11 protein-coding genes are annotated in these 12876 nt (G+C 42.0%); 9 read left to right on the top strand and 2 right to left on the bottom strand.

All coding sequences use genetic code 11. The features are described 5' to 3' along the window. Positions 1-148: 148 nt before the first annotated feature. From AC5JL8_RS27570 to AC5JL8_RS27530, 9 genes are all read left to right on the top strand, one after another. Positions 149-1294: an acyl-CoA dehydrogenase family protein gene (locus tag AC5JL8_RS27570; RefSeq protein ID WP_495882872.1), complete on the top strand. Its 1146-nt coding sequence runs from the start codon at positions 149-151 to the stop codon at positions 1292-1294. Further along, positions 1291-2826, top strand: coding sequence for an amino acid adenylation domain-containing protein (locus AC5JL8_RS27565; RefSeq protein ID WP_495882871.1), 1536 nt, complete (start codon positions 1291-1293; stop codon positions 2824-2826). Before AC5JL8_RS27570 ends, AC5JL8_RS27565 begins: the two co-directional genes overlap by 4 nt. After that, positions 2813-3100, top strand: coding sequence for an acyl carrier protein (locus AC5JL8_RS27560; RefSeq protein WP_495882870.1), 288 nt, complete (start codon positions 2813-2815; stop codon positions 3098-3100). Before AC5JL8_RS27565 ends, AC5JL8_RS27560 begins: the two co-directional genes overlap by 14 nt. 50 nt (positions 3101-3150) lie before the next feature. After that, complete coding sequence (locus AC5JL8_RS27555) at positions 3151-4524, top strand: TrpB-like pyridoxal phosphate-dependent enzyme (protein WP_495882869.1); 1374 nt, start codon at positions 3151-3153, stop codon at positions 4522-4524. Between the two features lie 896 nt (positions 4525-5420). Beyond that, positions 5421-6863 (top strand): UbiD family decarboxylase, encoded by a 1443-nt coding sequence (locus tag AC5JL8_RS27550; RefSeq protein WP_495882868.1) that lies wholly within the window; start codon positions 5421-5423, stop codon positions 6861-6863. Between the two features lie 13 nt (positions 6864-6876). Continuing rightward, positions 6877-7848, top strand: coding sequence for a class I SAM-dependent methyltransferase (locus tag AC5JL8_RS27545; protein WP_495882867.1), 972 nt, complete (start codon positions 6877-6879; stop codon positions 7846-7848). A gap of 309 nt (positions 7849-8157) precedes the next feature. After that, positions 8158-8919 carry an alpha/beta fold hydrolase gene (locus tag AC5JL8_RS27540; RefSeq protein WP_495882866.1) on the top strand — a complete coding sequence of 254 codons (762 nt, stop codon included), beginning with the start codon at positions 8158-8160 and terminating at the stop codon, positions 8917-8919. A 105-nt stretch (positions 8920-9024) separates the two neighbouring features. Continuing rightward, a complete protein-coding gene (locus AC5JL8_RS27535; protein ID WP_495882865.1) occupies positions 9025-9489 on the top strand; it encodes an aminoacyl-tRNA deacylase in 465 nt (154 codons plus the stop codon). Between the two features lie 176 nt (positions 9490-9665). After that, the gene (locus AC5JL8_RS27530; RefSeq protein ID WP_495882864.1) at positions 9666-10301 is read left to right on the top strand and encodes a LysE family transporter; all 636 of its coding nucleotides are present in this window, start codon (positions 9666-9668) and stop codon (positions 10299-10301) included. 519 nt (positions 10302-10820) lie between these two features. On the opposite strand, the gene AC5JL8_RS27525 is transcribed toward AC5JL8_RS27530, so the two are convergent. After that, on the bottom strand, positions 10821-11300 hold the full coding sequence (locus tag AC5JL8_RS27525; RefSeq protein WP_495882863.1) for a hypothetical protein: 480 nt from the start codon (positions 11298-11300) through the stop codon (positions 10821-10823). A gap of 679 nt (positions 11301-11979) precedes the next feature. Continuing rightward, the gene (locus AC5JL8_RS27520) at positions 11980-12669 is read right to left on the bottom strand and encodes a response regulator (RefSeq protein ID WP_495882862.1); all 690 of its coding nucleotides are present in this window, start codon (positions 12667-12669) and stop codon (positions 11980-11982) included. Positions 12670-12876: the final 207 nt, after the last annotated feature.

Here is a 12876-nt window from a genome sequence, read left to right as displayed (position 1 = left end):
GGTTTTTGTTCTAAAAAAGCCCAGATTTTCGTTGGAGTATATCAAAGAAACTAGGGTTTTTCGCCACAACTTTGAATACTGAATCGCTGTTCTAGTAGATATGCGTTGTCAAGTAAATATGCACAGTCTGCGTTCTGGAGTACAGACTATGGATTTTTGTTGGACGCAAGCTCAAAACGAACATTACAGTAGAGTTTTGAGGTTAGCACAAGAAAAACTTAACAGTGCGGCTAAGAACCGAAAGCATCCTCATCAATTTGAAAGAGAAGAATGGTCTTTGTGCGGTGAGCTTGGTCTGTTGGGTTTATGTGTTCCAACGCGCTATGGTGGTGGTGGGCTTAATGCTTTAACCACGGCGCGTGTAATTGAAGCTTTTGGGCGCGGATGCGAGGATATGGGCTTGGTATTTTCGGTATCAGCACATCTTTTTGCTTGTGCAATGCCGATTGTTGAATATGGGAGTGAGGAACTCAAAGAAACTATTCTGCCACGCTTATGTTCTGGTGAGTGGGTTGGTGCTAATGCCATTACTGAAAAAGAAGCTGGCTCTGATATCTTTGCTCTCAAAACTCAGGCAATCCGCAACGGTGAATCCTATGTTTTGACAGGTATTAAGAGCTACGTTACCAACGGCCCCATTGCTGATGTCACAGTGATATACGCCTTGACAAATCCCAAACATGGCTATCTAGGTATTACAGCTTTTGCTGTAACTAAAAATACAATAAATTTGATTGCCAGTGAGCCTTTTAGCAAAATGGGTTTAAGCAGCACCCCGGCAGGCTTAATGCACCTAGAAGAATGTTATGTGTCAGTAAATAACAAACTTGGCAATGAAGGGCAAGGTGCCCAAATTTTCAAACGCTCGATGCAATGGGAGCGGGCTTGTCTATTTGCTGCTTATTTAGGAATGATGGAGCGGCAACTGGAGCAAACAATTACCTATGCCCAAAAGCGCCGTCAATTTGGTAAGGCGATCGGTAAGAATCAGGCAATTTCTCATCAAATAGCCGATATGAAGTTACGTTTGGAAGCGGCTCGTTTACTCCTTTATCATGCTTGTTGGCTCTTTGACCAAGGCAAAGAATCGGTGCTTGACGTATCGATGTCGAAGTTGGCTGTAAGTGAAGCCGCAATTCAGTCAAGTCTGGATGCCATCCAGATTCATGGTGCAGTTGGCTTTACATCTGAGGCTGGCATTGAGCGGATGTTACGCGATGCCATTCCTAGCACTATTTTTTCAGGAACATCGGAAATTCACCGCGATATCATCGCAAGAGAATTGGGCTTATGAGCTTACAAAACCTTGTAATACGAAGTGCAGAGCGTGTGCCAAATGCTTTGGCAATCAAAGATCCCATTAATAGCATGACATATAGCGAGCTGGATAGCTTGGCTAACCGTATTGCTCGTGCACTCATCAAGCTTGGTGTCCGTAAGGGAGATCGTGTTGGCATCTGGCTCGACAAATCAACGTATGCTGTGGCGGCTATGCAAGGAGTCCTCCGTCTGGGCGCAGCATATGTACCGCTCGACCCCCTCAGCCCTACGTCTCGCGCACACACTATCCTAACTGATTGCTCAGTGCAAGCGCTAGTAACTACAGAAAAGCGTGCTGAAGCGGTTTTGACTGATGGGCTAGCACACATAGCATGTCTATGCGTGCAAGGTAATTGGCAGGGACTAAGTTGGCATAATGTGTTGTCACTTTCAGATCAACCTATAGAAGCCTCTAAATCTGTCGAAGACGATATTGCATATATCTTGTATACATCTGGCTCAACAGGCAAACCAAAGGGTGTGTGCATTAGCCATCGTAACGCACTTGCCTTTATTCATTGGGCTAGCACAGAACTTCAAGCAACATCGGCTGATCGTTTTTCCAATCATGCTTCATTCAATTTCGACATTTCGGTATTAGATATTTATGTAGCATTTCACGCAGGTGCATCTGTTCATCTGATTCCTGATGAAATGTCTTACAGTGGTAAAAGATTAGTCAACTTTATCATTCAACAAGAAATCACTATCTGGTACTCAGTACCGTCAGCGTTGATTCTTATGATGGAGCAGGGTGGATTACTGGATGTACCATCTATTCCTTTACGTGCTATCCTCTTTGCTGGAGAACCTTTTCCTATCAAGCATCTACGGCGGTTGTATGAGCGTTGGCGATCTGCACGATTCTTAAACCTTTATGGGCCGACTGAAACCAACGTTTGCACATTCTATGAGTTACAAGAAATAGACCAAAAGCTTACTAAGCCTGTTCCCATTGGTTGTGCGTGCTCTGGTAACCAAGTATGGGCAGTGAAAGAAGATGGCACAGAGGCGAAACCAGGAGAAGAAGGAGAACTCATGGTGTCTGGTGCTAGCGTCATGCGCGGTTATTGGGGGCACTTACCATATGGTGACAAACCTTATAAAACGGGCGATATTGTGCGCTTACTAGAAGATGGTAATTACATGTACATTGGTCGCCGTGATTACATGGCAAAAGTAAGAGGCCATCGGGTAGAACTCGGCGAGATAGAGTCAGCACTAGAGGAGCACCTTTCGATCCACGAAGCAGCTGTCATCATATCTGGAGCGGAGATCGAAACGCGTCTCATAGCTTTTATTGCACTTAAGAAAGATGCTGTAGCTCCTTCGCTTTTAGACATCAAGCGGCATTGTGCCGAGCGTCTTCCCCGCTACATGATTGTCGATGACATATGCTATCTAACTGATTTGCCGCGTACAAGGAACGGCAAGGTTGATCGCCTTCATCTGTCTAATAATCAAGTTGATTTTATCAAAAGGAGGAATTTAAATGCAGCGCTCTGAAGTTTTGCAGCAGTTGAGAGATTACATTTCCCTAGAAGTTCTTAACGGCAATCATGATGATTTAGATGATTCAACTCCCTTACTTGAATGGGGAATTCTCAACTCATTCGAGCTGGCAAGGATTCTCACGTTTATTCAAAACCAATTTGATATTGAAGTGCCAATTGATAAAGTTGTTGCTGAACACTTCAAAGACATTAGCTCTATTACAGATTTAATGTTGAATCTGGCAAACGAACACTCAGACCACACAGCTAAAACAGCAATTGTTTAATAAGTAATACGTAATACGGCTTTTGAATAATCAAAGAGGTTGGTAAAGACATGCAATCACTTTTAATCGAAAAAGTAAATTATGTCCTGACACAGGATCAAATGCCGACATCATGGTATAATATACAAGCAGATCTGCCTATACAAGTACCGTCATTGCGTCATCCCAAGACTGGCGAGGTAATATCTCCAGAAGAGATAAAAAGTTTGTTACCGATGGCGTTGATCAAACAGGAATTCAGTCAAGAACGCATGATCGAAATTCCTGAAGAAGTACAAAGAATCTATAGGCAATGGCGGCCCTCGCCACTAATCCGGGCACGTCGCTTAGAACAGGCGCTTGATACCCCAGCTAAAATCTACTACAAGTACGAAGGCGTCAGCCCATCAGGGTCTCACAAGCCTAATACTGCCGTACCGCAGGTTTATTATAACAAGCTAGAAGGTGTAAAACGTTTAGTGACTGAGACCGGTGCTGGTCAGTGGGGTTCTTCCCTAGCAATGGCTTGCGCTTTTTTTGGGCTAGATTGCGGCGTCTATATGGTCAAAGTGAGCTATCATCAAAAGCCATATCGACGCGCACTAATGGAAGCCTACGGTGCACGCGTCGTTGCTAGCCCGAGCAATGAGACTGACGCTGGGCGCGCAATCTTGTCCGAACACCCTGATTCAACTGGCAGTTTAGGAATTGCAATTAGTGAAGCGGTCGAAGTAGCTCTACAAGATGTGGACACTAAGTTAGCCCTTGGTAGCGTTTATAACCACGTACTTATGCACCAAACGGTAATTGGTCAAGAGGCGATGAAACAACTGGAACTAGCAGGCGACTATCCCGATATCATCATTGGTTGTACCGGAGGTGGCTCAAACTTCAGTGGCATTGCTTTTCCATTTATCGGTGCTAAACTACGTGGTGAACGTGATATACGTGTGATTGCAGTTGAGCCAGCATCCTGCCCTAGCCTGACCCGTGGTACATATGCTTACGACTTTGGCGACACATCTAAGTTAACACCAATGGTCAAGATGCACACCCTCGGACATAGCTTCATACCTGCGGGTATTCATGCTGGAGGATTACGCTATCATGGCATGGCCCCACTCGTCAGCCATCTTATGAAACTTGGGCAGATTGAGGCGCGTGCTGAGACGCAGATCCGCTGCTTTGAAGCTGGTATCCAGTTCGCTCGCGCTGAGGGCATTGTTCCAGCACCTGAAGCAACTCATGCAGTTCGGGCGACAATCGACGAAGCGCTACGTTGCAAAGAGTCCAATCAGTCTAAAGTAATTTTGTTCAATTTGTGCGGTCACGGACACTTTGATATGCAAGCCTATATAGACTATATGGCTGGCAAACTGCGTGACCACGAGTATTCACAAGAAGAGGTGGCGATGGCGCTAGCCGGACTACCGAGCATGGAGTAGTACAGAAGTCAGAAGTCTCTCAGCTTTGCTGTGGCTCGCTGACATTTCCAATTTGACATGGATGCGACAGCGTGAATTTACAGCGGTGAGGGCTTGAGGCTTAAATTTAAGGATTAGGCGATCGCGACAGTAGAAATTTATGTGGATATCACTGTAGGTTTTTGTGACTTATATGACTTCTGTCAATATTGAAATGTCTTTAGCACAAAGCCTAATTAATCCTCTTTTATCAATCTGGGGAACCCCAATCGCTGAAAGCCTTTCGGAGCTTTAGTTTCCATTTAAGGGCTGAAAATTCTAGTTACTGTTAGAAAATAAAGCCTCAAATGTTGATTAAGTCAATGTCTGAAATTTGGCTTCGATTATTGTTTTCCGAAAGTGACAAAACAGGGTTAATGGTGATTGCAGGAGAGAAATTCAGCCGTTCTCAAATGCACCTGAATAAAATCATAACCTTCGTTATCGCCTTTCATATTTTTTTAATTAAGCGCTTATTGAACTTAGTTCAGTTTATGAACCACATAAACATCTGACTTTTCCCGTTATCTCCTTGATTGAGCGATCGCTTACCATGCCCCTAGCCAAAAGCTCTATTCTCTCGTAATTCATTGTCATTATCTTAATTTATTGAGAGTTAAAATAGAGCATGAAACCCTTACTAATTCGTTGTTTCACAACTTAACAAGAAAAGTCAGCATAAACATACATTACCTGCTTTTGAACAGAAAATATTTTGAAATTCATAGCTGACATTGGAAAATCATAGGAACTTTATTCTTGCGCTATGCTTTACCGTGCTTGTTTAGCAGAATATGACATTGCAGCTTCCTGAATTCCTAATATGTATAAAAAATATTGGTCATTTTCGGGGTTATCCTCTTAGAGGAACAGAGAACATGAAAGATACCGACATTCAGGATTTACGGACAGCACTTCACTTTCTTCAACAATATGATGAAGGTTCAGAACACATTTCTACACCCGTGAAGGCATGGTGTGAACTAGCAGAAATATATGCAAAAAAAGGAGGTGGCGTTCCAGTTAGACCTCCAACTCGCTCTGGTCCACCAATGCTTTTTAAGCGAGTCATGCCTCAAGACCAGCCTGTGCTAGTGGGGTTATTCGGCTCCCGTCGGCGTTGTGCTCTGTTAATAGGTAGTACAGAGGAACAGATAACCGAGAAATTGCTGGAGGCTGCTCGAAATCCTTTAGCTCAGATACGAAAAGAAGCTCCACCTTGCCAAGAGGTTGTTTATCGCAAGAATGTTAATCTTGCATCTTTACCAATTCCTATTCTGACTCCTAAAGATGCTGGACCATACATAACTCTTGGTCTGTCTATGGCGAAAGATCCTGAAACGGGTGTTCAGAATATTTCTATTCATCGTCTATGTGTGCAAGGGCCTGATACGCTTACCATATGGATGGTACCCGGACGCCATCTCGAGTCTTTTTATTTAAAAGCAAAGGCAATGGGTCAATCTCTTCCTATCTCGATCCAAATTGGTCTTGACCCAGCAGTCTATATAGCCTCTTGCTGTCCTAGCCCGCTGGCTCCACTTGGTTTCAATGAACTGGATATTGCTGGTGGTTTACGGGGGCGTCCTATTGAGATTTCCTCATGTTTAACGGTAAATACAGACTGCATCAGTCATGCTGAGTATGTACTAGAAGGAGAGATTCTTCCAGAACTTGTGCCGGAAAATCAGGTTGCCGATAATTCTTTGCCTGAATTCCTCGGCTATGATGGCAAAGCCCAACCGAGTTTGCCAATTGTGAAGATTACGGCGATTACCCATCGCTCTAATGCACTATTTCAAACAGTAATTGGTCCAGGATATGAGCAGTCCAACCTGTTGGCCTTTGGAATGGAAGCCGCTACTCTTTTATTCATTCGTCAACACGTCACTGATCGAGTCATTAATGCTTATTGCAGCTCGGCAGGTGGAGGGCTACTTTTAATATTTCTCCAATTCCGAAAAGAGCAGGAACAAGATGACGGCGTTGTTCGGCAAGCTGGGCTGGCCGTACTAGGTGCTTTCCGAATGATTAAACATATAGTTCTAGTAGATGAGGATGTTAATTTATTTAACGAAGAAGACGTCTGGTGGGCAATGACAACTCGGTTTCAGGCTGACCAAGATTTAATAATGGCACGCAATACTCAAGGATTTCCATTAGATCCTAGCCAGAATCCAGCATATGCTCCTAGCATTACTAGCCCAGGTTTTACTACTAAGGCAATATTTGACTGTACCGTTCCTTTTCGTTTAAAAAGCAGGTTTCAACGTTCTATATTTATTAACTCCACAGAAGCAAAGTCAATTATCGAAAACTGAAATCTACCTTTGTATGTCCCAAACACTCTATATTCCTACTGATTTTGCCAATAAGTTTCGTAACTTACTGTCTTTACCCCAAAATGAGCAGCAGGCTGCTGCTGCTGCTTTTTGGTCTAATACTGATTTTTCATTTACAGAAGAATGGAACTCACGCTTTGGACCCAATTCTTTATTTGATGCTTGGACTTGTTGCTCATTAATGCAAAACATTTATACTTCCAATGCTCTGATTCTGAAATCTTGGCTCAGCAAACGCCGTGGATGGCGAGTTATAGAAATTGGTGGTGGAAACGGAGCACTTTGGTCACACGTTTTGAGTCCACAAGATGAAGGAGAGTTGATTGTTATAGACCCTGTACCCGAAGTACACAAGCAGGTAAGTCAGAGGCTTCCTGCGGGAGTTAAATTCATTCCCATTCAAGCCCCAGTTGAAACTGTAACTTTAAGTGAGGCAGATGCCGTAGTTTGTAGTTTAACTCTACATCATTTAGCAGGAATAGATACCTGTGAACGATCTAAACACGGACTTACAGGTTCTGGAAAACTAGAAGTGCTTAGTCAAATAGCTCAAGCACTTAAGCCTCGTATGGGATTAGCAATTCTCAATGAGTCTGATATGTATTCAGATCTTGACTTACCTCCAAATGATCCAGTACTGGTAGACCATTTGTTAGAAGCTTACGTGCGGCGTGTAGGGCTTTCCCTATTTTTAGATGCTGAAGCACTAGTTAACGATCCCAAAAATTTAATTCCACGCTGGTATGCCATAATTCATCAATGGTGTGTAGGACAGGTTTTTAAGGCTCATGTTCCTATAGCTGAAAGAGATGTTTATGAGCTAAATCTTTCTCGATGGTTAGAAGTACTAAGACGTGCAGGGCTAACTGTAATCGAATGGAAATGTACTGATAATTTTGGTTTGTTTTACCGCTATTTACTCAAACCATCGTTAGAGGATAATGTAAATTTAAACCAAGTTTGACAAAATTTAACAATCTAGCTCTTGGAATGAAGAAAATGGGATTCTTTAGCAAATAAGAATATGTTTCGTTTTTTGGCGTTGCTGAATATGAGTATGAATTGAGATTTTTGACCAAAGCTGAAAGTATATTCTTCCCACCTTTGCGCGAAACAAAATTCATCCCGTAAATTAGCAACGCCCGTTTTTTTTACTATTGCACTGTTCGCAACGGTCTATAAAGGTATCATCTCCACAACTTTTTCATCTTTTCATCCTGTCAAGGACAACAAAATTTTTGAAACTATGTTGTAGTCAAACAATTATGTAAAGATGTCAACTAAACCTAGAAATCTTTATGTTAGAGTTTGGGGTAAAGGTGAGGCAGCCGTGTTGGTACATGGCAGCAATACAGCCAATCCAGAGTCTACATGGTTGCAGCAACGTGATTTAGCTGAAAGATACAAGTTAGTCATACCAGATCGCCGTGGTTATGGTGCCAGCGCACCAATTGAGCAGAAAGGTTTTGAAGATAATATTCAGGATATACTTACTGTGCTTGGAACTGGTGCTCATTTGGTTGGCAGTTCGTATGGTGGCGTAATTGCCTTACTAGTAGCTGCACGCCGACCAGAGGTAGTGCGATCATTAACTATAATTGAACCTCCTGCCTTTGAAATTGCACGTGGACATTTGGTAGTTGAGGAATTTATTGAACGTATTTGTCCATTGTATGCGGCTGTACCTCAGATAACTCCAGAAGATTTTATCTTCGGTTTCGTTCAAGCACTTGGTGGGCAGCTTCGCAAACCAATTCAGCTTTCGCCGGAGCGCCGTCAGTCCATTATTGCTACCATGACTGAACCTCCGCCTTGGGAGGCTGAAATCCCTGTGGGTACGCTGGCAGCGACTCGGTTTCCCAAACTCGTTGTCTCCGGTGGCTGGCACCCCGTGTTCGAGACTATCGCTGACTTGTTAGCACGACGTGTGGGTATGGAGCGGGCAGTGATTCAGGGTGCTGGTCATGAGGTTCAGGAACTCGGCAGGCCATTCAACGAGCGACTAGAAGCACTCTGGAAGGTATCATCAACTTAAGTTAGCAGTGTAGAAATTGAGTATGGTAACTCCGTATTTCACGCCGAATAATCTGATGCTGCTGCCTTGATACCAGTCAACCTCAGCTTTTAAATTATAGATAATATGGTATACGACAAAATTATCAAGTTACTTACTGAAAACGGAATTGATTTCAAAATTCACACGCATGAGGTAATTAAAACAATCACAGATGTGGAAGAAAAATTACCATTTCCTAAGAACCGCTTACTGAAAACTGTTGTCTTTAAGATTAGAAACTCATCCTGGATTTTGGCTGCCGTTAAAGGAGAGGATAGAGTAGATTATCGAAAACTGGCATCTAGTTTGGAAGTGCATCGTAGCGATTTAATATGTCCATCACCAGAAGAAATTAAGTCAATATTAGATTTTGAGATAGGTGGTGTATCTCCAATTCCAACAAGTGATGATACAAAAGCTGTCTTTGATAGTGCATTGCTTAGCATGAATTTTGTATACTGCGGAAGTGGTAGAAACGACCGAACTCTAGAAATCGGAGTAGAGGAGCTTTTACAATTGTCAAAAGCTAAAGTAATATCTATTGTCTGACTTAAAGCTTGAGTTAGAAAATGCAATATTTCAAGTATAACTGTAGTAAACTTTGATTCATCTAATTTTCTACTCGATATGCTTTAACTGTTAAGCTTTTAGCCCATAAAAAGTGCAAATTCAATATGGAGCAGCTGAGCAGATTATTAGCTCAACGAAAATCAAGGAGGCTATTGGTGACATTTTTAGCTAATTGGTTAACCGTATTTATAATCGGGTGTCTAGCAGTCATAAGCCCCGGACCAAATCTTGCCATTACCCTCCGTAATGGCCTGGTGTACTCGCGAAAAGCTGGAGTGTACACTGCTGTTGGTCTTGCCACTGGTAATCTTGTTCATGCCACATACTGTTTGTTGGGCATTGGAGTAATTATTTCTAAGTCAATTTTTTTGTTTAACATACTGAAGTGGCTTGGTGCTGCATACTTGCTCTACATCGGCATCAAATCCCTGCAAGTGAAAAAAGCTATAGGCAATGTTACTAACTTACAGTATCGGCAGACCATAAGCAATTGGACAGCGTTTCGTACAGGCTTGTTCACAAATCTGTTGAATCCGAAAGTAACCTTGTTTTTCCTTGCTCTATTTACGCAGATTATTCGACCAGCAACACCTCTGCTTATTCAAGCTGTCTACGGTCTGACGATAGTTAGTATAGAATTTGCATGGTTTGCTTTGGTTGCCATATTGATTTCACAACACACGCTCAAGAACTTCTTTCTGTCATTTTCACATTGGATTGAACGGGCGACAGGGGTGACGCTGATTGCCCTAGGGCTACGTTTGGTATTTACAAAGGAAAACAATACTTAATTTATCTGCCTCTAAGGCAAATGCTCTAAGAAAAGCTATCTGTGAAATCAATTTTGTCACCATTATCCACAACTGGGGGCAACATTGCCCAAGGTGCGATTGAGCGAAGCCCAGTGCCTCCAGCAATCGCCTCTTCATAGACTGCTGTTTATGTTATCAACATAAAATCCAGATGGCTAGCCACAGCTTCGCAAAAGTGTTAAACAGCATTACCCATCCCAAACGCTTGTAGTCAGCCATCTATGGTTTTAAGATCACAAGCGTTTCTTAATTTTTGATTGATGATGGCGCTCGCTGTTCAAATTATCTTTCTCTTAAGTCACAGACTCAGAATCTGGGGCATTCCACGTAGTTAGTCAAACGTGTAATTAGCAATTGAAACTGGCTTTACAAGAGCCAATACCTCATGGCAGAGGTAGAAATTATATTGTTCGCGCCGCCCCTGTGTGTTTGAGCATCTGTAAACGATTTTTCATCTGAAGAAGGCAGTTTTTCTATTTCTTGCCACTAAAGTTGTGTTTATCTGTCTTCATTGAGGTACTTAAGCAGAGTTTCGATTTGGTGAACAGAATAGACATTAATCGGGAGCATGGGAGTATCAGAGCCAGCAAGCATCGCTATTACTCGATGAGTATTGTAGTCTATATTTTTGAGCTTTTGTATCAGGCGTAAGCCCAGAACTGGAGTATTACACCGGGATTTGATAAAAGTTTCAATGTCGGAGCGGAATGTAACTTCGACACCAACCCCACCGGAAAACTTTAGAGCTTCAGAGAAAACAATTCCTGGCTCAACTATAGTTTTAGCTTTTGTTAAGGCGATGAAAAAGGTGGATTTAAAATCATCAGGCATCCTATGCAGTTGGGCTTTTGTGGTTGCCAATGCTTCATCACTGACATATCCAAGGCTAATTTCTGAAGGTATGGGGCATTTTTCTAAATTAACCCGCGAACCGTAGACATCACCCAAAAGCTGTTTTCTGCGTTTAGCTTCTCCCATACTTCATCCCCTATTACTACCATGAGTGTCTAACTAGAATACTAGCCAATGCTGCAAAGTCCAATGGCACTGCTTGAGCCACTACCGCCATAAAAATACCCCCAGAATATGGGGGCGATTGATGTGGTTAATGTGCCTAAAAAGACACAATTGAATAATGAGAGTTCGCTATAAGGATTTCTGTATATATGCCCATCTTAGAATGAACTGTCGGTGAATGTCTTCCGTGATCACCTTTTCTTCAAAATCGCTTCACAACAACTTTTCAATAACTGTGCTTTTATACCGTTAACCATTGCAAAAATTTTCCTTCTTCTTTTTCAAATATTCAATCCGGCAGCAACTGCGCCGCCATTGGTCTTTAGTCAAAGGATAATAACTAGACCAAATACTTCCATCTGGTGCTGAATAAAAAAATGTAATTACAGCCGATTGAGAGCCAAAGTTACAGGTACTCACTTGTACCTCATCCCCAAGAGCAAAGGTCTGGCCTTCACAGTTAGTTACTGTCTCTAATTTTTATATGGTGGTATTCGTTTCGGCTTTGTTGCAGTTGTTTATTTTCTAGTTCTGGTTGTGCTAAATCAGTAGCTTTACTTGACGAGTTTTGAGTTAATTCTTCTACATTGTCTAATCTACTCCAAAAATCGCGCCCAATTCTGGCGACGAAGCTTAACCTTTAACTGTCGAAGCTGGGCAGATTTTCGCTGCCGGCAATTTCTTCTAAAAGTAATTTGCAATTAATATAGCCTAAAGAGATGGCACGAAACACTGCATGGGGGCGATTTTGGGAACCCAACTTGAGATTCAATGAATTTGTATATCCCCTGATTGAGCCTGCGGAAACGTGCAGTTTAGAGGCAATTTTTTCGTTAGAGAACCCAAACGCCATAAGTTTGAGAACTTTCATCTCCATTGGAGTCAAAGATTCACGCAACTTTCTTTTTCCTTTTGAGGAATTTTCTGACTCCATATCCAAGATGGCGCGAGACACTCTAGGGTCAATCCAAGACTGGCCCTCGTAAGACATTTTGATAGCGTACAGCAGAATTTCTGGGTCAGTATCTTCTAGTAAATAAGAAGTTGCCCCAGAATTAAAAGCCGATTTCAAAAGCCCTTCATCTGAGTGAGCAGAAAGAACAATTATTTTTAGATTGGGGAATTCAGTATGAATAGCAGTTATTAAATCAATACCCGAAACATCTGGTAAATTTATCTTAAAAATCACAACATCCGGCTGAGAGTGGCGAATTGATTCTAATCCTTTTACCCCTGAATCCGCCTCAGATGCTTCCAGATTCGCTTGAGAAATAGCCGTTTTTATGCCTAACCTAACAATAGGTAAATCTTCAATGATAAGGACACGCATATTTCTAGTGATTTGAAAAACTGATCAATAAAATTAAGAATTATGTGTCAGGATTCAGTAGGTAAGTTATCCAGCAAGGCTGACGAATTTCTTCAGAATTCTCAATTTTTATTTATTGATAAATTTTACCTGATATCTCCAGAAAATTTCCTGATATTTGGTATTAATTATTAGGGAGTTTAGCGGCTATTACTGACCTCTATAAGT

It is taken from the genome of Mojavia sp. (assembly GCF_059505145.1).
This window is presented reverse-complemented; position numbering and strand designations above follow the sequence as displayed.

What these genes read in the sequence shown, in the direction of transcription:
- AC5JL8_RS27570 (WP_495882872.1), top strand. Translation starts at nt 149, where the DNA reads ATGGATTTTTGTTGGACGCAAGCTCAAAACGAACATTACAGTAGAGTT.
- AC5JL8_RS27565 (WP_495882871.1), top strand. Translation starts at nt 1,291, where the DNA reads ATGAGCTTACAAAACCTTGTAATACGAAGTGCAGAGCGTGTGCCAAAT.
- AC5JL8_RS27560 (WP_495882870.1), top strand. Translation starts at nt 2,813, where the DNA reads ATGCAGCGCTCTGAAGTTTTGCAGCAGTTGAGAGATTACATTTCCCTA.
- AC5JL8_RS27555 (WP_495882869.1), top strand. Translation starts at nt 3,151, where the DNA reads ATGCAATCACTTTTAATCGAAAAAGTAAATTATGTCCTGACACAGGAT.
- AC5JL8_RS27550 (WP_495882868.1), top strand. Translation starts at nt 5,421, where the DNA reads ATGAAAGATACCGACATTCAGGATTTACGGACAGCACTTCACTTTCTT.
- AC5JL8_RS27545 (WP_495882867.1), top strand. Translation starts at nt 6,877, where the DNA reads ATGTCCCAAACACTCTATATTCCTACTGATTTTGCCAATAAGTTTCGT.
- AC5JL8_RS27540 (WP_495882866.1), top strand. Translation starts at nt 8,158, where the DNA reads ATGTCAACTAAACCTAGAAATCTTTATGTTAGAGTTTGGGGTAAAGGT.
- AC5JL8_RS27535 (WP_495882865.1), top strand. Translation starts at nt 9,025, where the DNA reads ATGGTATACGACAAAATTATCAAGTTACTTACTGAAAACGGAATTGAT.
- AC5JL8_RS27525 (WP_495882863.1), bottom strand. Translation starts at nt 11,300, where the DNA reads ATGGGAGAAGCTAAACGCAGAAAACAGCTTTTGGGTGATGTCTACGGT.
- AC5JL8_RS27520 (WP_495882862.1), bottom strand. Translation starts at nt 12,669, where the DNA reads ATGCGTGTCCTTATCATTGAAGATTTACCTATTGTTAGGTTAGGCATA.